Genomic DNA, 24,928 nt, shown 5'->3' with positions numbered 1-24,928 from the left:
CTTGATGATTTGAGGCCGTCTGAAACAAATTCATTGATTATCTTGTTAAACAAATATTTATATTTCGCTCAACGACACACGTTGATTCCCCTGCTCATCAAAATTGGTATCGTCCAACCACCGCTCGAAACGCGCTTTACTCTGCGACCATTCGCTGTCTATCATCGAAAACCAAGCCGTATCACGGCTACGGCCTTTATATACCGCAGCCTGTCGGAAAATGCCTTCAAATTGGAAACCCAAACGCAATGCCGCCTTACGCGACAGCTCGTTTAAGGCATCGCATTTCCATTCATAACGACGGTATTTCAGCGTTTCAAACACATATTTTGCCAACAGATACTGCGCTTCCGTGGCGATCCGCGTGCGTTTAAGCGCATCAGAATACACCACCCAGCCCACTTCAATCACACGATTGGCCGTATCAATCCGCATCAAGCTCAGCGAACCCACCGCCCGATTGCTTGCCGTATCGATGATGGCGAAAAAATACGGATCGGCCGAAGCTTCATAACCCGCCATCAACTCATCAAACTCAACATGATCGGCCATCGGAAAAATCGGCAAATACGTCCAATTGCGCATCGGGCTGTGTTCGACAGCATACACCTCATACAAATCCGCACCATGTTTGGCAGCAGAAAGCTTTTCCAAACGGCAAAACTTTCCTGACAACAGCGTTACTTCAGGATAACTGCCGGTTGTGTAATCAGGCAAAGATTTACCGATGGGTTGGTTGAATTGATTGATAGGCATGAGGCGTCTTTCTTTTTTAGATTTTTTCAGACGGCCTTGATGATTGAAGGCCGTCTGAACGTCTTGTCTAGAATTACCACGAGTCTTACAAAACCGTCCCCGCTTCAATCGTGCGCCCTGCGGCAAAAGCCTGAATGCTCATGCGTTTACTTCCGGCAGGTTGCAATTCGGTAATCTTCAGCGCATGTTCACCGCAGGCAACAATCAGGCCATCTGAATTACAGGCCAACACTTCGCCTGCTTTGCCGCTTTGGTTCACAGTTTCGGCAGCCCAAATTTTCATCGGTTTGCCGTCCCATTCCAACCATGCGGCCGGCACAGGGTTAAAGGCGCGGATTTTGCGGGCAACCACATCGGCGGATTCCTGCCAGTTGATTTTGGCTTCTTCTTTGGTGAGTTTTTGCGCGTAGGTCACGCCATCTTCAGGCTGCGGCGTGCTGTTCAGACGACCCTCTGCCTGCAAGCGTTGCAAATCGGCAACAATCGCATCAGCACCTATCGCCATCAGCGCATCGTGCACTTCATTGGCGGTATCGGTCGGGGCGATGGTGTAGCGGTGTTCGCTGACGACGTTACCAGTATCCAAGCCGATGTCCATCTGCATGATGCACACGCCGGTTTGGGCATCGCCGGCTTCAATGGCACGCTGAATCGGGGCAGCACCACGCCAACGCGGCAACAGCGAGGCATGAATATTCAGGCAACCGTGGCGCGGCGTGTCGAGCACATCTTGCGGCAGAATCAGGCCGTAGGCGGCCACGACCATTACATCGGCGGCCACGTCTTTAAGCATTTGCAAGGCTTCGGCGTTGTTGCGCAGTTTTTCCGGCTGCTCCACACGCAAACCCAATTCCAGCGCGGCCTGCTTCACCGGTGATGCGTGCAACTGCATGCCGCGGCCTTTGGGGCGGTCGGGCTGGGTCAACACCAGCGGAATGTCGAAACCGGCGGCAGCAATGGCTTTGAGTGCGGCGGCGGCAAAATCGGGCGTACCGGCAAAAATCACTTTCATGGTTGTCTTTCTTCAAGGGTTTCAGACGGCCTTTGAACAGATAGATTTGGCTAGTATTTCAGGCCGTCTGAACGTTTAATCTGATGATTTGACGCATATTATAGCAGCCAAATAAAGCATGCCGTCTGAAAACGGGAAATGTTTTCAGACGGCATGTTGAGATTACATCCTGATTACAGGTTGTGTTTTTGGCGTTTTTTCAGCTTGGTTTTGATGCGGTTTTGCTTCAGCTGCGACAAATGTTCGACAAACACTTTACCCATCAGGTGGTCGAGTTCGTGCTGAATACAAATTGCCAGCAGGCCGTCTGTTTCAAGGGTGAATTTTTCGCCTTTTTCGTCCAACGCTTCTACTTTGACGCGTTCGGCGCGGGTAACGGTGTCGTAAATGCCGGGCACCGACAGGCAGCCTTCTTCGTAAGTGGTTTCGCCTTCTTTTTCAATGATGACGGGATTGATGAACACGCGCGGTTCGCTTTTGTCTTCGGTCAAATCCATCACTACCACGCGCTCGTGCACGTCAACCTGCGTTGCCGCCAAGCCGATGCCGCGCGCTTCGTACATGGTTTCAAACATGTCTTTCACTAAAGTTTGGATGCGCTCATCAATTTCGGCTACCGGCTGGGCGACCGTGTGCAGGCGTTCATCTGGATATTGGAGGATGTTTAACAATGCCATTTTTTTATCTTCTCAATCGGAAACAGTAAATTTGTGTATGTACTTTGATACGCTTTATCGGGGCAACGCCATTATTTCTAGAATGACGGTAACATTCAATGATAAAATAGCGTTTTATGAATTTTGACTCAGTTTATCGCCGAATAAATATCAATAGGCAAATTCTAACACAGTAGCCTGCTTCACGCCCATTGTTATTTTTCACGCCACGATTGACGCATTCTTGATTCAGCTAAATTGATGACAAACCGCATTATTTTCAAGGGGAACGGTTATGCAAAAACGTATTATAACCCTGCTTTGCATGGCAGGCGTGGCAATTTCTGCCCAAGTTCATGCAGCGGCGTTGAAAGTGCGCCCGAATGCGCCGCAACGCTATGTAGTCAAACCGGGCGACACGTTATGGGGCATTTCAGGCAAATATCTCTACAGCCCATGGCAATGGAACCGCCTTTGGGGAGCCAACCGCAGCGAAATCCGCAATCCGCATTTGATTTATCCGGGTCAGGTGTTGGTGTTGCGCTACGTCAACGGCCAACCGCGCTTGGGTTTTGAAAGCTCAAGCATGGGTTCAGACGGCATTCCGACCATCAAACTCAGCCCGCGCATCCGCGAAACGTCAGGCTACGGCATTCCGACTGTGAACGTGAATTTCTACCGCTTGTTTATGAAGCATCCTCAAGTAATTGGCCAATTACAGACCCAAGATGCACCGAGATTGATTGAAGGTCCTGACAGCCGCTTGCTTTATACCAAAGGCAACCGCGTTTACGCTTACGGCATTACCGAACCCGGCCGTTATTTGGTTTACCGCGCTCTCAAAGATATTACCGACCCTGTAACCAAAAAATTCTTAGGTCAGGAAGTCGCTTTTAGCGGTATTGTCAGCACCCTACCTTACACCAATAGCGCACTTGAAGCCGCTTCTGATGAAGATACGTTTTATTTGAAAGAAGGCGAATACTTTACACGCAATCATCCGCTTCTTAAAGTGCCGACACAAACTGCTCAGCCGATGGTGGTTGAAGAAGCAATCTCCGAAATCCGTAAAGGCGATTTTCTGCTAAAACTTAATGGCGAGACGGACAGTTTCCACATGATGCCGCATGCACCGGAACAAGCTATTGATGGCAAAATCGTTTCTATCTTTGAAGGCGTAAGCGAAGCAGGTCAATTCCAAACCGTTACTATTAACAAAGGCGAAGCCGATGGTATTGATAAAGGCACTGTTGTCAGCCTTTACAAGCGTAGTCGCCAAACTCGGGTTGACCTAGAAAATAGTGAAAAAAGTCGTAAGAGCGTTGTGAAATATGTCTCTATTCCTGCGGAAGAAGTGGGTTTAGCCATGGTTTACCGTACCAGCCAAAACTTGTCTTCAGCAATTATTTTGGAGAGCCTAACCAATATTAATATTGGCGATACGGTTTCTAATCCAGGTCGCGACCTTGACAACATGGCAGATGATAAACCACATGTTCGCAATGAACCACAAGACTCACATGACACCGAATACAATCAATACAATATCCATAGCAACATCAAATAAACTGTAATGTTTAAATGAATCAAAGGCCCTTACATTCGCCTAACAAGTGCAATTTCCAATAACAGAAAAGGCCAGTATGCGGTAGTATACTGCCTTTCCTGACAAGAAAGATTGCAATATGACCTACACACAACTGACCTCACACCAAAGATACTACATTTCCAGACATTACCGCAACCTACCCCTAAACCAAATCGCACAGAACATCGGTTGTCATCCCGCCACCGTCAGTCGGGAAATCAGACGGCATTCCGTCAACGGAACCTACTGTTACCGAAAAGCACAACAGCAAAGCGAAGTTAAAAAGAAAAACAAAAAGCCAACCAAACTGACTACTGCCGTCAAACAGACTGTTAACAAACTGATTACCCAAAAATACAGCCCCGAACAAGTCTGCGGCTACCTGCTGAAACATCAACACATCAAACTGCACCACAGCACCCTTTACCGCTATCTCGCCAAAGACCGTCAAAACGGCGGCGACCTGTACACCCATCTGCGTATCGTTTCCAAACCCTACCGCAGACAATACGGCAGCGGTGCATGGACAAAAGGCAGCGTACCGGACAGAACCGACATTGAACACAGACCTGCCATTGTCGATCAAAAAGAGCGGGTCGGCGATTTCGAGATGGACACCATTGTCGGTAAAGATCAAAAAAGCGGACTGGTGGTTGCTGTTGAAAGAAAAACCAAATTTGTCGTTATCCGCAAAATCAGCAATTTCAAAGCAGAAGATGTAGCCCGGGTAGTGATTCGGGCATTGAAGCCGTTTAAAGATATCATTCAAACGATTACTTTGGATAACGGTAAAGAGTTTTACCGACATAAAACCTTTGCCAAAGCCCTGGGTGCGGAAACTTACTTCTGCCGTCCATACCATTCTTGGGAAAAAGGCTTGGTGGAGAATACCAACGGGCTGATCAGACAATACTTCCCAAAGGGGACGGATTTTAGGAAACTGGGTGCTAAAAAGATTAAAGCGGTTGAGGAGGCCCTTAACCGCCGACCGAGAAAGACATTGGACTATGAGACACCGGGTGATCTGTTTTCAGCAGCCCTTGCCAATGGCATTTGAGCGTTGCACTTGAAATGCGAATGTAAGGCCGTCTGAAATTTTTTCAGACGGCCTTTTCTTATGGCTTAATTTAATGCACTTTAAACGGCAAAAACGATAAATCCATAATATACGCTTTCGGGTTCGACCAATCAACTTTCACAGTGACCGTATCTTGCAGATAAGGCTCGGGATCGGTGGTCATCGGCGGACTGACAAATTGCTGCATTTTGCCGTTGTAGGGATTGGGTGCCAGCGCGATGATTTCGTATTTATCCCCCTGACTGTTGCGCATGCCGCTGTTCCAATGCCGCACTTCCTGCACCGCTGCCTGAATTTCCACACCTTGCGCTTGGGCTTGCTGGCCGCCTTCGTATTTTGGCCACAACACAAAATAAATCAGCGCACCAAACACCAGCACCATGATACCGGTAATCGGATTGGGGGCGACTAAGGTAATCACCAACAACACCGCGGTCACGGCTACCGCGATGATAATCGTCGTCAGACTTAACATTCAACTCTCCTAAAAATGATTCAGACGGCCTGACATCTTCACAGGAATCAGGCCGTCTGAAAGCAAACCGTTATCCAGCCGCAAGCTTAAATCATTTCTTTGTTAACTTGGCTGTGTAATCGGTTAAATCAATACAATAATTTTTTGCGCGGCTTGTCTTCCGTAAGGCCGCTGTTGAGCAGGCTTAAATCCAACACGGTTTCGGAAGAACAGGCATCGCCGAAGGTGTTTTCACACGTCACCGTCACGCGCACCACACCGCTGAATTCTTGGTTGGGCAAATCGGTGACCAACATACGGCTGTCGGCAAAAATACCGCCATAGGTTTCGCCCGAGGCTAAGTGGTCGATGCCTTCCGCTACGGCCGGAAGCTGTGCCATAGCTTGTGTAACGGCTTGGCTGCACGGCTGATCAGGCGTGGCTTCCACGCGCATTTTGACCTTTTCCGCCATGCCTTTGCCATAATTGCGCACGGCCAACACCAGCATTTCCGGCCGGTCTTCCACACGGTGAATCGCAGCATGCAACACCGGATGCACGCTTTCTTTCTGAATCAGGCTTTCACGATACAGCATTTCACGGCGCTGGTTGGCGCGCACAGAAACCACGGCATAAATCAGCCAAATAAAGGCTACGGCGGCAATAGCGATTAAGGTCAGCGGCAGATTGGCCAAATAATCTTGCGGATTGAACCACAAGCAGGCGGTAAAAAATCCGGCGAAGAAAATCAAGACATATAAAATCGGCGCAAAACGGCGTTGAAAAGATGAATTCATGGTTTTCCCGTGTGTGGTTAAAAGGCCGTCTGAACAGTCATACGATGTTTCAGACGGCCTTTATTCTAACAGACTATCTGTTTATGATTTAAGCATTTATGCCATGCGGTCGTTTTTTTAGAATAATTGCCGAGTATGGCTGAAAGCCGCTTGTCTTAGGCTTCGGCCACCGATTCGCGCGAGAAGGTTTTTTCGCAATAATGGCATTTCAAACGTGTTTGGCCATTGTGGGTGCGCACATAGAAACGGCTTTTTACCGGCTCGCCGTGGCTGGCGCAATTGGTGTTCGGGCAGCGGAACACTTCGCTGATTTCAGACGGCATGGTCAAGTGGCGTTTTGATACCACCTTAAAATCTTCAATCACATTCACCACCGCTTCGGGCGCAAACAAAGCCAAGCGGTTGGCGGCGGTGTCGTCCAGCCACACGCCGGTGATTTTGATGATGTCTTTACTGCCCTGTGTCTTACTCGGCAGGTTGAAGCCCACGGTGACCGCGCTGCCGTAATGCAGCAATTTAAACTGGCGCAAAATCGCCAAGCCTTTGCCGGCGGGAATGTGGTCGATAACCGTGCCGTTTTGAATCGCTTCGACGCTGTATTGTTTTTTTTCCATTGCGCGCTCCTTACACTTCTTCGTTCAATACCAGCGACAAAATCGCCATGCGTGCATACACGCCGTTGGTGGCCTGTTCAAAATAATAGGCATGCGGCGTGGCATCGACATTTGGGTGGATTTCATCCACACGCGGCAAAGGATGCAACACGCGCAAATTGGGTTTGGCGTTGGCCAGCATTGATGCGTCCAAATTGAATTTGCCTTGGATTTTGGCAAATTCCTGCTCGTCGAAACGCTCGCGCTGCACGCGGGTCATGTAGAGAATATCCGCCCACTCAACCGCTTCTTCCAAAGTGGCAAAAATCTGATGCGTGCAACCGGCTTCGTCCAATTCTTCGGTGATGTATTCCGGCATGGCCAAGCTCGGCGGCGACACAAACGCAAATTCACAGCCCCAACGCTTCAAGGCTTGGCACAAAGAATGCACGGTGCGGCCATATTTCAAATCGCCGCACATGGCCACTTTCAAGCCATTCAGACGGCCTTGTGTTTCAAAAATCGTTACCAAATCAAGCAAAGTTTGGCTTGGGTGTTGGTTGGTGCCATCGCCCGCATTAATCACCGGCACAGCGGAAAACTCGGCCAACACGCGCGCAGCACCGTCTTTTGGATGGCGTTGGATAATCGCATCGGTGTAGCTGGAAATAATGCGCGCCGTGTCCGCCAACGTTTCGCCTTTTTTCGCACTGGTATTGGCACCATCGGCAAAACCGATGACCTTCCCGCCCAAACGCTGTACGGCGGTTTCAAAAGACAAACGCGTGCGCGTGGACGGCTCGAAAAAGCACGACCCGATTAATTTGCCTTCCAGCAAATCGCTGCGCGGCTCGGCTTTGAGTTTCAAGGCGGTATTGAGCAGCAATTCCAGCTGCGGCGTGGTCAAATCGGCGATGGAAATGACGTTTTGACGATAAAGCGGATTGGGCATGGGGTTTCCTTTTTCCAATGTCAAGATGGCGCGGCACACGGTAATGAGCGGCTGAAATGTCCATAAAAAAACCCGCCGTGCGGGAAAATGGAAACAATCAGGCCGCCGCGAAAGCAGCAATCGCAAAGCAGTCAACTGAAAGCTGTGTGTTCATGGTGCGCCGTTACATGCGGAGGGTTCAGACGGCCTTATTATCGCATATCCCCAGCCTGTGTGCACAGATTCACCATGGCTTTTCAAGGTGTTTTTTCAGACGGCCTGATTCGCATCAAGCAGGCCGTCTGAAATGGCAAAAACCTGCGGTTTTACTCTATAATCGGTTTTTATGTTTCCCCAAGGAAAAACGATGCGTTTCCGTTTTCTGCTGCCATTGGCACTCGTCCTGACCCTCACCGCCTGCTCGCAAGAAGCGGCCAAATCCTACACCGACAACGAAGAATTTTACACCGGTTTTCGTGGAGGCTTTATCAAAAGCAGCACCCAATCCTGCTTGGATTCTGCCGGCGGCGACACAGCCGAAATCAAAGCCTTATGTGAATGCGCCAGCCTGAAGCTGGCCGATTCGATTACCCGCGAAGAAATAAAAAATGCGTCTATCGGCATACCGCTGCCAAATATCGAAGCCCGCACACAAGCCGCGGTGAATGCGTGTCGTGAAGTGAAACCTGTTCAATAATATAAAAGGCCGTCTGAATTTCAGACGGCCTTTCTTAATTATTCAACACGTTCACCGTGAATGGTCAAATCCAAGCCTTCGCGTTCGGTGTCTCTATCGACACGCAAGCCGCCACAGATTTTGCCGACGATTCTCAAAATCACCCAGCTCATCACGCCGCTGTACACAATGGTGGTCAAGGCATCTTTGGTTTGAATCCACACTTGCGAACCAATGGTCGCATCGCCGCCGAAGATTTGGTTGTCGAACACCAAGCCGGTTAAGATTGCGCCAACAATGCCGCCAAAACCGTGAATACCGAAGGCATCAAGCGAATCGTCATAGCCCAGTTTGCGCTTAATCACTGCTACAGCCACATAACACGCTATTGCCGTCACCACACCGATAATGATCGCACCGCCGGTTGCCACAAAACCTGCAGCCGGAGTAATGCCGACCAAACCGGCCACCGCGCCCGAAGCCAGACCCAGCGCGGAAGGTTTGTGTCCGGCCAGTTTTTCACAAATCAGCCAAGTGATGGCACCGAATGCGGTCGAAATTTGTGTCACCGCCATCGCCATGCCTGCCGAAGCATTGGCTGCCACCGCCGAACCGGCATTGAAACCAAACCAGCCAAACCACAACATCGCCGCGCCGATTAAGGTCAAAGCCATATTGTGCGGCGGCATGGCTTCGCGGCCATAGCCCACGCGTTTGCCCAACACCAACGCTGCTACCAAGCCGGCCACACCGGCATTGATGTGCACCACTGTGCCGCCCGCGTAATCAAACACGCCGCCTTCACTCATAAAGCCGCCGCCCCATACCCAATGCGCGGTCGGCACATACACCAGCAGAAACCATATGCCGGAAAACAGCATCATCGCCGAATATTTCATGCGCTCGGCAAACGCGCCGGTGATGATGGCAGTGGAAATGATGGCAAACGTCATTTGGAAAAACATAAACACCGTTTCCGGAATCGAGCCTGCATTTGGCGATACGGTCACCATCTCTTTGGCCATGTCCATGCTCATGCCGTTGAGAAACAACCGATCAAAGCCGCCGATAAAGGCATTGCCCGGCGTAAACGCCAACGAATAACCGGCCACCACCCACAATACGCTGATTAAAGCCGCGATGGAAAAACTGTGCATCATGGTAGAGAGCAGGTTTTTCTTGCGCACCATGCCGCCGTAAAACAAAGCCAAGCCGGGCAGCGTCATAAACAGCACCAAAGCCGCCGCCATCATCACCCAAGCCGTATCACCCGAATCGATGGCGCTGAACGGTTGCCACCAATCCAAATTGTGCGCCATCGCACCTGCGGGTAAAAAACCCGCCATCCATACCAATTTTTTCATGTTTTTGTCCTTTTCTTCTTCTCGATGATTTGCTGCAGACCGTCTGAACAATGCTTGCAGATTCAGACGGCCTCGTTGCCGGTTTCGCCTGTACGGATACGGATCACCTGCTCAACCGCTTCAACAAAAATCTTGCCGTCACCGACTTTACCCGTACGCGCTGTTTCCAAAATCATGTCGACGATTTGACCAACCCGTTCGTCTTCCGCCACGATTTCCACTTTCACCTTGGGCATGAAATCCACCGCATATTCCGCCCCGCGATACACTTCGGTATGCCCTTTTTGGCGGCCGAAGCCTTTCACCTCACTGACCGTCATGCCGTGTACACCGATGTTGCTGAGCGCTTCACGCATATCGTCCAATTTAAAAGGTTTGATCATTGCCGTAATTTTTTTCATCTCGCCTCCAAGATTGTCAACAATTTAACGTAATTAAACATTACACTCATTTAACCTAAGATGCAATATATTGTTGACAATTGTACAAATAAAATTATCCCCTCGCCCGTAAAATATAAGTTAAGAATTTGTTTTTATTTAAAATAAAAATAATAACAAGAAACGGGCTGCTAAAAAATAAAGAAAATTATGAAATTTATATGAAAAATAAAGCCATACTATGGTTTAAATTCCTTGATTTTTTTCTGCTCGCCGTCTGAAGTTTGATCCCACACAACCAAATCTTATTGATTTTGTAAAAATTTTTTACCGCAATGTTTTGAAGAAAAGCCGCTTAGTCAGTTATAATTCGTGAAGAACCAATCTTTCAGGAAGACACCATGTTAGTTTGCAATCCTTACGAAGTTGTCATTCATGGCACCACCAGCTCCGGCCGCGTTTTCCGCCCGAGCGACTGGTCGGAACGTTTGTGCGGTATTCTGTCTTCGTTCGACAAAGACAACCGCTTGTCTTACTCAAAATGGGTACGGCCGATTTTGGTGGATAAAGTACGCTGCGTGGCGGTGGATAAAGAACTGGAAACCATCAATCCGCCGATGTTCCGCTTTCTGATGGATTTCGCTTCCGATAACGATTTACGCATCATTGACTGCAAAGCCTTACTGGAAGAACAAGCCGCGCAAAACAACCCTGATGAAAAAGTGATGCTGACGCAGGCGATTGAAGAGAAACACGCCGCCGAATCCCAACGTGAAGCTACCGCTACCGACAACAGCGTGTTGCGCGAAATCATGCCGGATGAAACCGCCACTGCCTTTGCTGCCTTAAGCATGTTGCGCGCCAACCTGACCGACATCAACCGCTTTGTCGAACAAGTTAATCAGCAACAACGCCCAGCCGGTTACCGCCTGTTCGGTATTTTTGAAGAAGGCAAACACAATGCCGTGGCCGTGGTCGGTTTTCATGAAACCTACAATCTGGCCAGCGGCCATCATATTCACATCGACGACATCGTTACCATGCCGCAAAGCCGCCGCAAAGGTTATGCTTCACGCCTGTTGGATGAAGTGCGCAAAATCGGCGGCAAAGTCGGTGCAACCAAAATCCACCTAAATGTGCATGTCAGCCAAGACCGCGTGAATGCGCACCGCCTGTATTTCAAAAACGGTTTTGAAATCAGCGCCTATCATTTCCGCAGCGACGCCAAATAAACACAAAGGCCGTCTGAACTTTCAGACGGCCTTTTAGCTAAAATCACATTGAATCATAAAGGAAAAAACATGAAAACTTTTCTCACCATCGGCTTGGCTTTACTGCTCTCTGCCTGTGCCGGTGGCTTATCGGGCAACAGCAGCTCGGAAATGTATGGCGAAATCAAAACAGGCGTGGAAACTACACACACACGCATCGGCAATTAATCTTTTGCGTGTTTCCAGCAGATTTGAAATGAGATAACGATAAAACAAGCCGTCTGAAAAGAATTTTTCCTTTTCAGACGGCTTGTTTGTATTACCAGCACAATTAGTTTATTCCAATCTTAGCGGAATTTATAGCTGTATTGCACACCTAAAATATTGGCATAATTGTTGAATTTCGCCGTTGCCGCGCCTTTGCTGTCGACATTGTCACCAGTTGACGCTGCTGCATTAAAACTGGTGTCATTGATGTGGATATGGCTGTAGGCCACGTCGAAGACATGGTTTTTGCGGTATTGGTATTTGGCACCCACCGAATACCAAATGCGGTTGCCGTCAGGCAAGGTATTCAAGCGGCTTTCGGCACCACGTACCGGGCTTTGATCAAAGGCGATACCGGCACGCAGTTGTAAAGGCTCGCTGTATTGGTATGAACCGCCGATGGCCACTTTGTAGGTGTTGCGCCAGTTTGGGGTGATGATGGTGCGGTCGGATTTGTTGCCGCCGCCAATGTTTTTGGTGTTTTCAAAGACCAGTTCGGCTTTGTTGAAGCGGCTGTGGCGCGTCCAAGTCACATCACCAAACAGGTTCAGCTTATCGGTGGCTTTATACATGCCGTGCACCGACAAAGATTCAGGCGTCACGATTTTAACTGAGGCTTTTTCATGTGGCACATAGCCACGGCCCTCCAATGGCGTACCGGCATTGAGTGAAGTCGGCTGGCCAATAACCGCACCATAAAGCGATTGACCGCCCAATACAGGATTTGGCGTACTGACAGCCGCTCCATCAGCATACCAATCAGCCGTACCTTTAAGCGTATGGCTAACTTTCGAACGGTAATTCACACCGACACGAGTACGGTCATTCACATCCCACATCCACGCCAATTGGTAGCCAAAGCCCCAGTCTTTGCCTTTTACTTCAGCATGGCCATCGGCGTGGCCGGTAGCATCGAATCCTGCTTTCTCACTCACCCCTCCACTGGCATCCCAGTCAGCATATTTACGCAATTCCGCAGTCGAATATTGAGCAATCGCACCGACACCAATCGAATGTTGCGGATGGAATTGATAGGCCACCACCGGCTCAACGGCAATGGTGGTCAAGCCTAATTGGTTTAAATGATGGCGCAATACCGAATCTTTACTGTATTCGGTTGACGAGCCAAACGGCACATACATGCCCACACCGACGGTGACATCATCATTCACTTTATAAGCGCCGTAAACATGCGGGGCAATCACAATATCGTCGGTGATTTTGCCACCGGTTTCACCGTTTACCTTACCGCCACGGCGATAAGTCGCTTCGGCATCACTGTATTTGATGTGTGGCGCCACGGCATTGATGGTAGCGGTAATTTCATGGTTTTCCAGCTTAGTCAAACCGGCCGGATTGTAGAAAATGGTGGAGGCATCAGCCGCTTCGGCAGCGGCGGCATTGGCCGTGCTTTGGGCGGTTACCGATTGGGTACCGAAATGATAGCCGGAAGCTTGGGCGGCGGTGGCTGCAAATGCCAGGGCCACGCCCAAGCTGATTTTTTTCAAAGACTTTTCCATAATGAATATCGTATCGTAAAACATAAAAAAGGCCGTCTGAAACGACCGTGTACTTAAATTAGTGTATCTGCTCGATTTTATAATAGCTTATGCGCGAATAACAGTTTTTTCTACATTTTGTCTATCTATCGATTACATTGTGTTACTTTTATGCAAAACACAAAAAAAGCAGGCTGAAACAGCCTGCTTTCGGGCATAAAGTTACTTCACTTGCAACACTTCCAGCATATTGGTCGAACCAGATTCACGCATTTTCGAACCGCTGGTGATGATGTATTGATCACCAGATTTCAAAATATTGTGCTCGATTAAGGTGGCTTCCACTTCGTTCAGGGCGGTATTGTGGTCGGTGCTGGTTGCCAAAATCATCGGACGCACACCACGATACATGGCCATGCGGCGCTGTGCCGAAATGCTTGGGGTCAACGCAAAAATCGGCAATTGGATATTGTGACGGCTGATTTCAAAAGCAGTCGAACCGCTTTCGGTCAAAGCTACAATCGCTTTGGCATGCACAGCGCGCGCCACGCTGACCGCACCGGTGGCAATTGCCAAGTTGGTGCTGACGGCTTCTTTTTCTTCAATCACTTCAGAAACGCCGTTCAACGAATCTTGCTCTTTTTCCGCCGCGGCACAAATCATCGCCATTTGGGTCACGGTTTCAAACGGATACGCACCTACTGCGGTTTCTGCCGAACACATCACGGCATCAGTACCATCCAATACGGCATTGGCCACATCACTCACTTCGGCGCGGGTTGGTACCGGATTGGTGATCATGCTTTCCATCATTTGAGTAGCAGTAATGCTGAAACGGCGCAATTCACGCGCACGGCGAATCATGCGTTTTTGCAGTGCAGGCACCGCCGCATGGCCAACTTCTACCGCCAAATCACCACGTGCTACCATAATGCCATCTGAAGCGAGAATAATTTCATCCAAGTTTTCAATCGCTTCCACGCGTTCGATTTTTGATACCAAGCCCGGACGAACTGCATTGCTACCCTGCATTTCTTCTTCCACTTTGGCACGGGCAAGATGCAAATCTTCAGCCGATTTAACAAAGCTGATGGCTAAATAATCGCAACCAATGGCAATGGCGGTTTTCAAATCGCGGAAATCTTTTTCGGTTAACGCACCGGCCGACAAACCGCCACCCGGCTTATTGATGCCTTTGTTGCTTTTTAATACATGACTATTAGCCACAGTTGTAATAATTTTACTTCCTTCAACTGAATCCACGGTCAACGTCAATAAGCCATCATCCAACCACAATACATCACCCGGCTTCACATCATTCGGTAAATCACGGTAATCCAAACCCACCGCTTCACGCGTACCTTCTTCTTCCAGCGCCGCATCCAAAACCAGTTTTTCACCCTGATTCAACTGAATGCTGCCACCGGCAATTTTACCTACACGGATTTTAGGCCCTTGCAAGTCGGCTAAAATCGCAATTTCTTGTCCGGAACGTTTGGCTGCCTCACGCACAATGCGCGCATTTTCTTGATGAAATTCTGCGGTGCCATGGCTGAAATTAAAACGAACGACATTCAAGCCACCCACACGAATCATGTCTTCAAGCAATTGAACATCATTACTACCGGGGCCCAAGGTGGCCACAATTTTAGTATTGTGGCTGATACGGGTTAAGTCACGTTTGACGGTATTCATTGACATCCTTTCTGGTAAGCCTACTGTTATTAAGAAACAAATTGTAACCTGAAATTCTTTTATTTTGGTATAAAATTACAGAATTTGTGATTCAAACCAAACTTTTAGTAATCTTTTTCAATCTTGCCATCGCAAAGTAAAATTTATAGCCTGCTGCAACGGCATACTTTTATCAAATAGCACATAAACCATTATAGTTTGTCACTTAATACATATTTTTTACATGGGCAAATAGCCAAATTTGTACTGAATAATGTATTATATTTTTGTAATTTATACATTAATTTTTCATCAATAATGAACCGCTTACTTACCTCTCTCCCGATTTGGATTATTCTAGCAGACATGATTTACGGCCTCGGTTTAAATATTTCCCAAAGCATGAATCGTCAATCCAGCCAAGCACAAACCGACACCGTTACACCCGATATTGCTTTCAGCAGCCTGCAGGTTGTCTCCAATGGCGGGATGATTCTCATCATTGGCTTTGGCTTAATCGTTCTATTACAACTCAACCGAACCGTATTACAAAAAAAAATCTTACCCATCGGCATTTTCAGAACATTAGGGCTGATTGCCGTATTAGCGTTTAGTCTGCCCTCGCTATGGGAGTGGTTTTGGGCAATCACATCGCTTTTATCCGGCGATAATGTATTCAATTTTAACAATATCCGCTATTTAATCAGCGCCCTATGCTTACCGGCCATTGCTTTACTTTGCTTATATCGCTTATTTGGTTGGTATCGCTTACATAAAGCTTTACCTGCACCGAGCGCCCAAACCTAACATGAAGCGCAGAAGCTTAAAAAATCAGCATAAATATTTGTTCATAGAGACAGTGACTTGCTGAATAGTTTTTATGCAAAAAGCCGTCTGAAACAATGATTTCAGACGGCTTTTTGTATTGCTAAAATAATAATAGTGCGATAGTCATGATGATCACGTTATCTCTAACGATATTCTTTAAGTCAAACAAACCTATTTGAATATAAGCGATTAACGATGGGGCTTAGGAAGCAAAATCATCAAAAAACCTGATAAGCTCCTAATATGAAACTAAAAAATAAGTATCAAAAGTTCAGCAAAATTTCAGAGCAAAAGTTTAGAGAAATAATCCGCTGTTTCGCTCTTGATTTGACCGCTTCCGATACTGCTAAAATGACCGGCATTAGTGTACGCAGTATCAATCCTATTTTCCTGAAAATCAGACACAGGATTGCTGCTCTGTGCGAACAAAGCTCACCACTGTCCGGTGTGGTCGAATTAGATGAATCTTACTTTGGTGCGCGACGTATCAGGGGTAAGCGCGGTCGCGGAGCGTCAGGTAAAACCATCGTATTTGGCATACTGAAACGCAATGGCGTGGTCTATACGGAAATCGTTCCCGACGCTTCGAAAGCCTCACTAATCAAGGTCATACGTGGTCACATATCTGCTGACAGTGAAATCAATACTGACGGCTGGAAAGCATATGACGGTCTTGTCGATATGGGCTATGAGAAGCATTACCGTGTCCATCATGGTTCCAATGAGTTTGCTCGAGGAAAGCAACATATCAATGGTATTGAATCTTTTTGGAGTTATGCTAAGGGGCGTTTGGCTAAATTTCATGGTATTTCCAAAGAGATGTTTTATCTGCATCTCAAAGAAACGGAGTTTAGGTTTAACCACCGGCATGAAGATTTAGGTAAAATATTAATGAAGATGCTTCGAAATAACCCAATTTAATATTTTTGCTTCCTAAGCCCCTAACGATTTTTGTTTAAATAAACCTTTGCTCTCTCAAACAAAAAGCCGTCTGAACCCAATAAGTATTTCAGACGGCGTCCTTCTTTCTCATAAGCCAGCCTGCTGCTACTTCTTAACAGCAGGCTGAGCAGCTTTCTTAGCCGGCGCAGCGACAGTGGCTTCATTCTTTAATTTCGAGAAGATTCCTTCACCAATGCCTTTGACGTTTTTCAGTTCGTCCAAGGTCTTAAAGCTACCATGCTGTTTGCGATACTCTACAATCGCTTTGGCTTTGGCAGGGCCTACACCCGGCAGTGCCGTCAGTTCGCTTTCGGAGGCGGTGTTGACATTCACTGCGGCAGCAGAGACAGAAGCAACTAAAGTGGTCAGTGCGTAGAAGATGATTTTCTTCATCGGATTCATGCGTTTTCTCCTGAATGTGTTGATAGTATCGTAGATTATATTTACTCAATATTAATAATGCAAATATTATCTACTGATTATTTCATGACTGTTTCATCATGACCACGCTTTTACTTAGTTACAGTTGTATCAAACGTAAAGAAGCCTCTGACATTCATCAGAGGCTTCGGAATGGGTGTTTGGCAGTGACCTACTTTCACATGGAAGAACCACACTATCATCGGCGCTGAGTCGTTTCACGGTCCTGTTCGGGATGGGAAGGCGTGGGACCAACTCGCTATGGCCGCCAAACTTAAACTGTACAAATCGGTAAGCCGTTATGCAGTCTCCTGCACTTATTTATTCTTTAATCAACTGTTGGTGATGACTGAATCATCAGTAAGCTTTTATCTTTGAAGTTCTTCAAATGATAGAGTCAAGCCTCACGAGCAATTAGTATCGGTTAGCTTCACACATTACTGCGCTTCCACACCCGACCTATCAACGTCCTGGTCTCGAACGACTCTTTAGGAGGATTAAATCCTCAGGGAAGTCTCATCTTCAGGCGAGTTTCGCGCTTAGATGCTTTCAGCGCTTATCTCTTCCGAACTTAGCTACCCGGCTATGCCACTGGCGTGACAACCGGTACACCAGAGGTTCGTCCACTCCGGTCCTCTCGTACTAGGAGCAGCCCCCGTCAAACTTCCAACGCCCACTGCAGATAGGGACCAAACTGTCTCACGACGTTTTAAACCCAGCTCACGTACCACTTTAAATGGCGAACAGCCATACCCTTGGGACCGACTACAGCCCCAGGATGTGATGAGCCGACATCGAGGTGCCAAACTCCGCCGTCGATATGAACTCTTGGGCGGAATCAGCCTGTTATCCCCGGAGTACCTTTTATCCGTTGAGCGATGGCCCTTCCATACAGAACCACCGGATCACTATGTCCTGCTTTCGCACCTGCTCGACTTGTCGGTCTCGCAGTTAAGCTACCTTTTGCCATTGCACTATCAGTCCGATTTCCGACCGGACCTAGGTAACCTTCGAACTCCTCCGTTACTCTTTGGGAGGAGACCGCCCCAGTCAAACTGCCTACCATGCACGGTCCCCGACCCGGATTACGGGTCTGGGTTAGAACCTCAAAGTCACCAGGGTGGTATTTCAAGGACGGCTCCACAGAAACTAGCGTCTCTGCTTCTAAGCCTCCCACCTATCCTACACAAGTGACTTCAAAGTCCAATGCAAAGCTACAGTAAAGGTTCACGGGGTCTTTCCGTCTAGCAGCGGGTAGATTGCATCTTCACAACCACTTCAACTTCGCTGAGTCTCAGGAGGAGACAGTGTGGCCATCGTTACGCCATTCGTGCGGGTCGGAACTTACCCGACAAGGAATTTCGCTACCTTAGGACCGTTATAGTTACGGCCGCCGTTTACTGGGGCTTCGATCCGATGCTTGCACATCTTCAATTAACCTTCCAGCACCGGGCAGGCGTCACACCCTATACGTCCACTTTCGTGTTAGCAGAGTGCTGTGTTTTTAATAAACAGTCGCAGCCACCTATTCTCTGCGACCCTCCAATGCTTACAGAGCAAGTCTTTCACATCGAAGGGCATACCTTCTCCCGAAGTTACGGTATCAATTTGCCGAGTTCCTTCTCCTGAGTTCTCTCAAGCGCCTTAGAATTCTCATCCTGCCCACCTGTGTCGGTTTGCGGTACGGTTCTGATTCAACTGAAGCTTAGTGGCTTTTCCTGGAAGCGTGGTATCGGTTACTTCAGCACCTTGGTGCCTCGTCATCACTTCTCGGTGTTAAGAAGACCCGGATTTGCCTAAGTCTTCCACCTACCGGCTTAAACAAACTATTCCAACAGTTTGCTAACCTAACCTTCTCCGTCCCCACATCGCATTGAATCAAAGTACAGGAATATTAACCTGTTTCCCATCGACTACGCATTTCTGCCTCGCCTTAGGGGCCGACTCACCCTACGCCGATGAACGTTGCGTAGGAAACCTTGGGCTTTCGGCGAGCGGGCTTTTCACCCGCTTTATCGCTACTCATGTCAACATTCGCACTTCTGATACCTCCAGCACACTTCTCAATGCACCTTCTTCGGCCTACAGAACGCTCCCCTACCATACGTGTAAACACGTATCCGCAGCTTCGGTTATAGATTTGAGCCCCGTTACATCTTCCGCGCAGGACGACTCGACCAGTGAGCTATTACGCTTTCTTTAAATGATGGCTGCTTCTAAGCCAACATCCTGGCTGTCTGGGCCTTCCCACTTCGTTTACCACTTAATCTATCATTTGGGACCTTAGCTGGCGGTCTGGGTTGTTTCCCTCTTGACAACGGACGTTAGCACCCGCTGTCTGTCTCCCGAGGAGCAACTTGATGGTATTCTTAGTTTGCCATGGGTTGGTAAGTTGCAATAACCCCCTAGCCATAACAGTGCTTTACCCCCATCAGTCTCATACTCGAGGCACTACCTAAATAGTTTTCGGGGAGAACCAGCTATCTCCGAGTTTGTTTAGCCTTTCACCCCTATCCACAGCTCATCCCCGCATTTTGCAACATGCGTGGGTTCGGACCTCCAGTGCGTGTTACCGCACCTTCATCCTGGCCATGGATAGATCACTCGGTTTCGGGTCTACGCCCAGCAACTATTCGCCCTATTAAGACTCGGTTTCCCTACGCCTCCCCTATTCGGTTAAGCTCGCTACTGAACGTAAGTCGTTGACCCATTATACAAAAGGTACGCAGTCACGGAACATGTCCGCTCCCACTGTTTGTATGCATCAGGTTTCAGGTTCTATTTCACTCCCCTCCCGGGGTTCTTTTCGCCTTTCCCTCACGGTACTGGTTCACTATCGGTCGATGATGAGTATTTAGCCTTGGAGGATGGTCCCCCCATATTCAGACAGGATTTCACGTGTCCCGCCCTACTTGTCGTACGCTTAGTACCATTGATCAGATTTCGAATACGGGACTATCACCCACTATGGTCAAGCTTCCCAGCTTGTTCTTCTATCTCAACAATTATCACGTACAGGCTCCTCCGCGTTCGCTCGCCACTACTTGCGGAATCTCGGTTGATTTCTTTTCCTCCGGGTACTTAGATGGTTCAGTTCTCCGGGTTCGCTTCTCTAAGCCTATGTATTCAGCTTAGGATACTGCACAGTATGCAGTGGGTTTCCCCATTCGGACATCGCGGGATCAAAGCTTTATTGCCAGCTCCCCCACGCTTTTCGCAGGCTTACACGTCCTTCGTCGCCTATCATCGCCAAGGCATCCACCTGATGCACTTATTCACTTGACTCTATCATTTCAAGAACCTCTTTGACTTAATCCGCACTACCGTTGACAAGTAGTGGAACTAGATGTTTTTACTTTGATAAAGCTTACTGCTTTGTTGTGTCTTAACCCTGCCTTTTGTGTTTCAGGGTTAAGTCGATACAATCATCACCCAAATACTGTGATTTACTTCTTCACAACAATCAGCCATTTGCAAATAGCTAATTGTCAAAGTAAATCAACATTGTCTTTGTTTGTTGATTTCGGCTTTCCAATTTGTTAAAGATCGATGCTTTTCAATATTGCTATTGACTTCGCAAATCAAAATGAGCTGGCCATTATATCAGCCTTCTTTTTGCAGTCAAGCTTTTTCAGTCGTTAAACAAAAAATCAGCGCTAAGCGCTTTTTTATTTAACTTCTGCCAACTGACTTTGATTTGGGAAGTGTGTGGTGGAGGCAAACGGGATCGAACCGATGACCCCCTGCTTGCAAAGCAGGTGCTCTACCAACTGAGCTATGCCCCCAGTATGAGTTGTGGTGGGTCTGGGAGGACTTGAACCTCCGACCCCACGCTTATCAAGCGTGTGCTCTAACCAGCTGAGCTACAAACCCAAGGTCGTTATTTTGAAATCGTTTAAGTTCAGCTTTTAAACCGTTCTTTTTCAATCTCTCAATATCTTTTGCATCTTCTACAGTTTACCGATAAGTGTGAATGCGAGAAGCCTCTTCTTTTCTCTAGAAAGGAGGTGATCCAGCCGCAGGTTCCCCTACGGCTACCTTGTTACGACTTCACCCCAGTCATGAAGCATACCGTGGTAAACGGGCTCCTTACGGTTACCCTATCTACTTCTGGTATCCCCCACTCCCATGGTGTGACGGGCGGTGTGTACAAGACCCGGGAACGTATTCACCGCAGTATGCTGACCTGCGATTACTAGCGATTCCGACTTCATGCACTCGAGTTGCAGAGTGCAATCCGGACTACGATCGGTTTTGTGAGATTGGCTCCACCTCGCGGCTTGGCTACCCTCTGTACCGACCATTGTATGACGTGTGAAGCCCTGGTCATAAGGGCCATGAGGACTTGACGTCATCCCCACCTTCCTCCGGCTTGTCACCGGCAGTCTCATTAGAGTGCCCAACTGAATGATGGCAACTAATGACAAGGGTTGCGCTCGTTGCGGGACTTAACCCAACATCTCACGACACGAGCTGACGACAGCCATGCAGCACCTGTGTTACGGTTCCCGAAGGCACTCCTCCGTCTCTGGAGGATTCCGTACATGTCAAGACCAGGTAAGGTTCTTCGCGTTGCATCGAATTAATCCACATCATCCACCGCTTGTGCGGGTCCCCGTCAATTCCTTTGAGTTTTAATCTTGCGACCGTACTCCCCAGGCGGTCAATTTCACGCGTTAGCTACGCTACTAAGCAATCAAGTTGCCCAACAGCTAATTGACATCGTTTAGGGCGTGGACTACCAGGGTATCTAATCCTGTTTGCTACCCACGCTTTCGAGCATGAACGTCAGTGTTATCCCAGGGGGCTGCCTTCGCCATCGGTATTCCTCCACATCTCTACGCATTTCACTGCTACACGTGGAATTCTACCCCCCTCTGACACACTCTAGCTAGCCAGTTCAAAACGCAGTTCCCAGGTTGAGCCCGGGGATTTCACATCTTGCTTAACTAACCGTCTGCGCTCGCTTTACGCCCAGTAATTCCGATTAACGCTCGCACCCTACGTATTACCGCGGCTGCTGGCACGTAGTTAGCCGGTGCTTATTCTTCAGGTACCGTCATCACACAGTGATATTAGCACTATGCTTTTCTTCCCTGACAAAAGTACTTTACAACCCGAAGGCCTTCTTCATACACGCGGCATGGCTGGATCAGGCTTGCGCCCATTGTCCAAAATTCCCCACTGCTGCCTCCCGTAGGAGTCTGGGCCGTGTCTCAGTCCCAGTGTGGCGGATCATCCTCTCAGACCCGCTACTGATCGTCGCCTTGGTAGGCCTTTACCCCACCAACTAGCTAATCAGATATCGGCCGCTCAAATAGCGCTAGGCCCGAAGGTCCCCAGCTTTCCTCCTCAGAGAATATGCGGTATTAGCTAATCTTTCGATTAGTTATCCCCCACTACTCGGTACGTTCCGATATATTACTCACCCGTTCGCCACTCGCCACCCAAGAAGCAAGCTTCTCTGTGCTGCCGTCCGACTTGCATGTGTAAAGCATGCCGCCAGCGTTCAATCTGAGCCAGGATCAAACTCTTATGTTTAATCTCTAACTTATTTAACTTCTGGTCTGCTTCAAAGAAACTGACAAAGTATAGATAAATCTACATCTTGTCTGTTTTTGTCGCAGTGTGAGGCTTGTCGCACTCACACTTATCGGTAATCTGTTTGTTAAAGAGCAAGAACCGAATTATACATCACTCAAACTGCTTGTCAACTCTTTTTTCAAAATTTATCGAAAAATCAAATCAACCGTGCTATAATTATCAGCTCGTTTCGCCACTGCGTCAGCAGCGAAGAACCGAACTATACCCCTCTCCCCCAAAACCGTCAACTCCAACAAACAACAAATTTCTACAAAATCCAACAAATCGCTGTTTTACAATCAAATTTAATTTCAACTAATTTGCAAAAAAACTACTCCAACTACCCAAACTTATCAGCCTATATACAAAAGCCGAGACCTTTGCAAAACCCTACCTACCATCAAAAAAGCTTACCTAGGTTACTAAGTAAGCTTTTTTTCAACATAAAATCCCCAATCATTACCTAAAATTCCCTATTCTCGGGCACATTTCCCCCTTTTCACGCGGCAGCAGACACACGAAGCCTGTTGGCAGCTTTCAGCAGGTTGATACAAATCGCTTTCAAATGACTTTGCGCAGTCACTTTCAATAAGCCGAAATAAGCCGCACGGTGGTAGCGGAATTTACGGTGTAGCGTACCAAAGCTCTGTTCCACCACATAACGCGTTTTCGACAATTGCTTATTTCTTGCCTTATCTTCTTCAGTTAACGGATGACCCCGGTGCGCCTTACGCATAATGCCGTCTGAAAGTCCTTTTTGTTGCAGTAAGGCTCGATTGGCTTTACTGTCATATCCTTTGTCAGCATAAACCTTGGTGCCTTCGGCAATATCTTGCAGCAACGGTTCAAAGTGATTGCATTCGTGTTCGTTGGCCGGACTGATGTGCAGTTTCTCGATATAGCCTTCATGATCGGTACGGGTATGTTGTTTGTAGCCGAGTTTGAACTTACCGTCCTTCTTCACCCAGCGGGCATCTTGGTCTTTGCTGGGAGTGTTTTCTGAAACCACACCGTTTTCATCAGTTTCAATCGCCCGTCGCTGTTTGCCGCTGGCTGTTTGGATTATGGTGGCGTCAATAACGGCTGCTTTGGCATGTTGGATTTTTAAGCCTTTGTCGGTTAATTGGCGGTTAATCAAATCCAGTAATTCGGCAAGTAGATTGTTTTGTGCCAGCCAGTTGCGGTAACGGCACAGTGTGCTGTGGTCGGGGGTGTTGAGTTCGTCAAAACCGCAGAAGAGATAAAAGTCGATACGGGTAATGAGACTGTGTTCGAGTTCGGGGTCGGACAGGCTGTGCCATTGGCCGAGTAAGACGGCTTTAAACATGGACAATAATGAATAGGCGGGGCGGCCGCCGTGATGACGGGCATAGCGGCCTTTTTGTTGTTCGAGATAATCGGCAATGGGCTGCCAGTCGATAATGAGCTGAATTTTGAGCAAGGGAAAGCGGTCGGGGTCTTTACCAACGATAGTTTCGACGGTTTGTTTGAAGAAGCTGCTCATGAAGAAAATCCTCTAAATTCGGCTTAAAGGGAATTTAGAGGATTTTAGGGTGTTTGGGAAGTATTATGCCGCTTGGTAACTATAGTTACTTTACATGGGATTTAAGAGGGGTTTTGCAAAGGTCTCAGGCCGTCTGAAACGTTTCAGACGGCCTTTTGAATATACTTAACGATAACTTAATCGGCGAATTGTTTTTTCATTCGCTCACGACGCTCTTGCGCTTCAACAGACAATGTTGCGGTCGGGCGTGCCAGCAAACGTTTCAAACCGATTGGCTCACCAGTATCGGTACAGAAACCATAATCGCCTTCGTCAATGCTGCGGATGGTGGCTTGTACTTTGGCCAAGAGTTTGCGCTCGCGATCGCGTGTACGCAATTCTAAAGCGTATTCTTCTTCTTGCGTTGCACGGTCGGCAGGATCGGGAGCGGATTCGTGTTCTTGCAGATGGCTGGTGGTGACTGTTGCGTTTTGAATCAACTCATCTTGCATTTTGACGAGCAACTCTCGGAAGAATGCCAATTGGTCGGCATTCATGTAATCATCTTCCGGACCGTCCCATTTTAAAATGTCTTGTTCTGTCAGCTTTGCCATAATAATTTCTTTCTCTAATAATCGGAAACTTCTGTTTCTGCTCACAACCGCTTATTTTTTATTCATTTTTGAAAGGTTGTGCTTTCAAAAATTCCGTATCATAACATGTTTTTTTTCGGTGC

21 protein-coding genes, 2 tRNA genes and 3 rRNA genes are annotated in these 24,928 nt (G+C 47.9%); 7 read left to right on the top strand and 19 right to left on the bottom strand.

The genetic code is table 11. From position 1 onward, the window contains the following. Positions 1-57: 57 nt before the first annotated feature. From GJV52_RS06285 to def, 3 genes are all read right to left on the bottom strand, one after another. Positions 58-756: a GNAT family N-acetyltransferase gene (locus GJV52_RS06285; RefSeq protein WP_095501946.1), complete on the bottom strand. Its 699-nt coding sequence runs from the start codon at positions 754-756 to the stop codon at positions 58-60. Positions 757-841: 85 nt separating this feature from the next. Next, positions 842-1,768: a methionyl-tRNA formyltransferase gene (gene fmt / locus GJV52_RS06280; RefSeq protein WP_100564319.1), complete on the bottom strand. Its 927-nt coding sequence runs from the start codon at positions 1,766-1,768 to the stop codon at positions 842-844. A 173-nt stretch (positions 1,769-1,941) separates the two neighbouring features. Then, positions 1,942-2,445, bottom strand: coding sequence for a peptide deformylase (gene def / locus GJV52_RS06275; protein ID WP_095501944.1), 504 nt, complete (start codon positions 2,443-2,445; stop codon positions 1,942-1,944). A gap of 274 nt (positions 2,446-2,719) precedes the next feature. Here def and GJV52_RS06270 point away from each other — a divergent pair, with 274 nt between their 5' ends. Together GJV52_RS06270 and GJV52_RS06265 are read left to right on the top strand one after the other, a co-directional pair. Beyond that, on the top strand, positions 2,720-3,991 hold the full coding sequence (locus GJV52_RS06270) for a LysM peptidoglycan-binding domain-containing protein (RefSeq protein ID WP_100564317.1): 1,272 nt from the start codon (positions 2,720-2,722) through the stop codon (positions 3,989-3,991). Positions 3,992-4,109: 118 nt separating this feature from the next. Further along, positions 4,110-5,069: an IS30 family transposase gene (locus tag GJV52_RS06265; protein WP_154212855.1), complete on the top strand. Its 960-nt coding sequence runs from the start codon at positions 4,110-4,112 to the stop codon at positions 5,067-5,069. Positions 5,070-5,139: 70 nt separating this feature from the next. Here GJV52_RS06265 and GJV52_RS06260 read toward each other — a convergent pair whose 3' ends face one another. From GJV52_RS06260 to pyrB, 4 genes are all read right to left on the bottom strand, one after another. Next, positions 5,140-5,565, bottom strand: a complete 426-nt coding sequence (locus tag GJV52_RS06260; protein WP_100564459.1) for a hypothetical protein — start codon at positions 5,563-5,565, stop codon at positions 5,140-5,142. Positions 5,566-5,693: 128 nt separating this feature from the next. Continuing rightward, complete coding sequence (locus tag GJV52_RS06255) at positions 5,694-6,341, bottom strand: hypothetical protein (RefSeq protein ID WP_100564461.1); 648 nt, start codon at positions 6,339-6,341, stop codon at positions 5,694-5,696. Positions 6,342-6,496: 155 nt separating this feature from the next. Then, positions 6,497-6,955 (bottom strand): aspartate carbamoyltransferase regulatory subunit, encoded by a 459-nt coding sequence (gene pyrI / locus GJV52_RS06250; RefSeq protein WP_095502330.1) that lies wholly within the window; start codon positions 6,953-6,955, stop codon positions 6,497-6,499. Positions 6,956-6,965: 10 nt separating this feature from the next. Beyond that, a complete protein-coding gene (gene pyrB, locus GJV52_RS06245) occupies positions 6,966-7,886 on the bottom strand; it encodes an aspartate carbamoyltransferase (RefSeq protein ID WP_095502331.1) in 921 nt (306 codons plus the stop codon). Positions 7,887-8,232: 346 nt separating this feature from the next. Between pyrB and GJV52_RS06240 the strand changes: the two genes are divergently transcribed. Next, complete coding sequence (locus GJV52_RS06240) at positions 8,233-8,562, top strand: hypothetical protein (protein WP_100564463.1); 330 nt, start codon at positions 8,233-8,235, stop codon at positions 8,560-8,562. Positions 8,563-8,600: 38 nt separating this feature from the next. On the opposite strand, the gene GJV52_RS06235 is transcribed toward GJV52_RS06240, so the two are convergent. Together GJV52_RS06235 and GJV52_RS06230 are read right to left on the bottom strand one after the other, a co-directional pair. Then, entirely contained in the window at positions 8,601-9,905 is a 1,305-nt protein-coding gene (locus GJV52_RS06235) for an ammonium transporter (protein WP_100564465.1), read from the bottom strand. Positions 9,906-9,967: 62 nt separating this feature from the next. Then, positions 9,968-10,306, bottom strand: coding sequence for a P-II family nitrogen regulator (locus tag GJV52_RS06230; RefSeq protein ID WP_095502334.1), 339 nt, complete (start codon positions 10,304-10,306; stop codon positions 9,968-9,970). 380 nt (positions 10,307-10,686) lie between these two features. Here GJV52_RS06230 and GJV52_RS06225 point away from each other — a divergent pair, with 380 nt between their 5' ends. Together GJV52_RS06225 and GJV52_RS13085 are read left to right on the top strand one after the other, a co-directional pair. Continuing rightward, on the top strand, positions 10,687-11,517 hold the full coding sequence (locus tag GJV52_RS06225) for a GNAT family N-acetyltransferase (protein ID WP_100564467.1): 831 nt from the start codon (positions 10,687-10,689) through the stop codon (positions 11,515-11,517). A gap of 69 nt (positions 11,518-11,586) precedes the next feature. Further along, on the top strand, positions 11,587-11,724 hold the full coding sequence (locus tag GJV52_RS13085; protein WP_195690072.1) for a hypothetical protein: 138 nt from the start codon (positions 11,587-11,589) through the stop codon (positions 11,722-11,724). Positions 11,725-11,843: 119 nt separating this feature from the next. Here GJV52_RS13085 and GJV52_RS06220 read toward each other — a convergent pair whose 3' ends face one another. Both GJV52_RS06220 and pyk read right to left on the bottom strand, forming a co-directional pair. Then, positions 11,844-13,283, bottom strand: coding sequence for an OmpP1/FadL family transporter (locus GJV52_RS06220; protein WP_195690071.1), 1,440 nt, complete (start codon positions 13,281-13,283; stop codon positions 11,844-11,846). 201 nt (positions 13,284-13,484) lie between these two features. Continuing rightward, positions 13,485-14,957, bottom strand: coding sequence for a pyruvate kinase (gene pyk, locus GJV52_RS06215; protein ID WP_095502337.1), 1,473 nt, complete (start codon positions 14,955-14,957; stop codon positions 13,485-13,487). Positions 14,958-15,254: 297 nt separating this feature from the next. Here pyk and GJV52_RS06210 point away from each other — a divergent pair, with 297 nt between their 5' ends. Next, positions 15,255-15,743 carry a hypothetical protein gene (locus GJV52_RS06210; RefSeq protein WP_095502338.1) on the top strand — a complete coding sequence of 163 codons (489 nt, stop codon included), beginning with the start codon at positions 15,255-15,257 and terminating at the stop codon, positions 15,741-15,743. A 264-nt stretch (positions 15,744-16,007) separates the two neighbouring features. Further along, positions 16,008-16,685: an IS1595-like element ISNme3 family transposase gene (locus GJV52_RS06205; RefSeq protein ID WP_095503842.1), complete on the top strand. Its 678-nt coding sequence runs from the start codon at positions 16,008-16,010 to the stop codon at positions 16,683-16,685. 126 nt (positions 16,686-16,811) lie between these two features. On the opposite strand, the gene GJV52_RS06200 is transcribed toward GJV52_RS06205, so the two are convergent. The 8 genes from GJV52_RS06200 to dksA all read right to left on the bottom strand — a co-directional run bounded on the left by GJV52_RS06200 (position 16,812) and on the right by dksA (position 24,806). Then, positions 16,812-17,099 (bottom strand): ComEA family DNA-binding protein, encoded by a 288-nt coding sequence (locus tag GJV52_RS06200; RefSeq protein WP_095503827.1) that lies wholly within the window; start codon positions 17,097-17,099, stop codon positions 16,812-16,814. Between the two features lie 186 nt (positions 17,100-17,285). Continuing rightward, positions 17,286-17,399 (bottom strand): 5S ribosomal RNA (gene rrf, locus GJV52_RS06195). A gap of 120 nt (positions 17,400-17,519) precedes the next feature. Then, a 23S ribosomal RNA gene (locus GJV52_RS06190) occupies positions 17,520-20,411 on the bottom strand. A 424-nt stretch (positions 20,412-20,835) separates the two neighbouring features. Continuing rightward, positions 20,836-20,911: transfer RNA gene (locus GJV52_RS06185), tRNA-Ala, on the bottom strand. A gap of 11 nt (positions 20,912-20,922) precedes the next feature. Next, positions 20,923-20,999 (bottom strand) — tRNA-Ile (locus GJV52_RS06180). Between the two features lie 127 nt (positions 21,000-21,126). Next, a 16S ribosomal RNA gene (locus GJV52_RS06175) occupies positions 21,127-22,667 on the bottom strand. Together the 16S, 23S and 5S rRNA genes with 2 tRNA genes alongside form the textbook arrangement of a ribosomal RNA operon. A 541-nt stretch (positions 22,668-23,208) precedes the next feature. Further along, positions 23,209-24,213 carry an IS5 family transposase gene (locus GJV52_RS06170; protein ID WP_195690070.1) on the bottom strand — a complete coding sequence of 335 codons (1,005 nt, stop codon included), beginning with the start codon at positions 24,211-24,213 and terminating at the stop codon, positions 23,209-23,211. Positions 24,214-24,389: 176 nt separating this feature from the next. After that, complete coding sequence (gene dksA, locus GJV52_RS06165) at positions 24,390-24,806, bottom strand: RNA polymerase-binding protein DksA (protein WP_095501921.1); 417 nt, start codon at positions 24,804-24,806, stop codon at positions 24,390-24,392. Positions 24,807-24,928 lie beyond the last annotated feature (122 nt).

Source organism: Neisseria brasiliensis (genome assembly GCF_009671065.1).
GTDB classification, from domain to species: Bacteria; Pseudomonadota; Gammaproteobacteria; order Burkholderiales; family Neisseriaceae; genus Neisseria; species Neisseria brasiliensis.
This window is presented reverse-complemented; position numbering and strand designations above follow the sequence as displayed.

Coding starts and splice junctions, on each gene's coding strand:
- GJV52_RS06235 (WP_100564465.1), bottom strand. CDS start 9,905: ATGAAAAAATTGGTATGGATGGCGGGTTTTTTACCCGCAGGTGCGATG.
- GJV52_RS13085 (WP_195690072.1), top strand. CDS start 11,587: ATGAAAACTTTTCTCACCATCGGCTTGGCTTTACTGCTCTCTGCCTGT.
- pyrB (WP_095502331.1), bottom strand. CDS start 7,886: ATGCCCAATCCGCTTTATCGTCAAAACGTCATTTCCATCGCCGATTTG.
- dksA (WP_095501921.1), bottom strand. CDS start 24,806: ATGGCAAAGCTGACAGAACAAGACATTTTAAAATGGGACGGTCCGGAA.
- GJV52_RS06220 (WP_195690071.1), bottom strand. CDS start 13,283: ATGGAAAAGTCTTTGAAAAAAATCAGCTTGGGCGTGGCCCTGGCATTT.
- GJV52_RS06170 (WP_195690070.1), bottom strand. CDS start 24,213: ATGAGCAGCTTCTTCAAACAAACCGTCGAAACTATCGTTGGTAAAGAC.
- GJV52_RS06205 (WP_095503842.1), top strand. CDS start 16,008: ATGAAACTAAAAAATAAGTATCAAAAGTTCAGCAAAATTTCAGAGCAA.
- GJV52_RS06285 (WP_095501946.1), bottom strand. CDS start 756: ATGCCTATCAATCAATTCAACCAACCCATCGGTAAATCTTTGCCTGAT.
- GJV52_RS06270 (WP_100564317.1), top strand. CDS start 2,720: ATGCAAAAACGTATTATAACCCTGCTTTGCATGGCAGGCGTGGCAATT.
- GJV52_RS06210 (WP_095502338.1), top strand. CDS start 15,255: ATGAACCGCTTACTTACCTCTCTCCCGATTTGGATTATTCTAGCAGAC.
- GJV52_RS06255 (WP_100564461.1), bottom strand. CDS start 6,341: ATGAATTCATCTTTTCAACGCCGTTTTGCGCCGATTTTATATGTCTTG.
- pyk (WP_095502337.1), bottom strand. CDS start 14,957: ATGAATACCGTCAAACGTGACTTAACCCGTATCAGCCACAATACTAAA.
- GJV52_RS06200 (WP_095503827.1), bottom strand. CDS start 17,099: ATGAAGAAAATCATCTTCTACGCACTGACCACTTTAGTTGCTTCTGTC.
- GJV52_RS06265 (WP_154212855.1), top strand. CDS start 4,110: ATGACCTACACACAACTGACCTCACACCAAAGATACTACATTTCCAGA.
- fmt (WP_100564319.1), bottom strand. CDS start 1,768: ATGAAAGTGATTTTTGCCGGTACGCCCGATTTTGCCGCCGCCGCACTC.
- GJV52_RS06260 (WP_100564459.1), bottom strand. CDS start 5,565: ATGTTAAGTCTGACGACGATTATCATCGCGGTAGCCGTGACCGCGGTG.
- pyrI (WP_095502330.1), bottom strand. CDS start 6,955: ATGGAAAAAAAACAATACAGCGTCGAAGCGATTCAAAACGGCACGGTT.
- GJV52_RS06240 (WP_100564463.1), top strand. CDS start 8,233: ATGCGTTTCCGTTTTCTGCTGCCATTGGCACTCGTCCTGACCCTCACC.
- GJV52_RS06230 (WP_095502334.1), bottom strand. CDS start 10,306: ATGAAAAAAATTACGGCAATGATCAAACCTTTTAAATTGGACGATATG.
- GJV52_RS06225 (WP_100564467.1), top strand. CDS start 10,687: ATGTTAGTTTGCAATCCTTACGAAGTTGTCATTCATGGCACCACCAGC.
- def (WP_095501944.1), bottom strand. CDS start 2,445: ATGGCATTGTTAAACATCCTCCAATATCCAGATGAACGCCTGCACACG.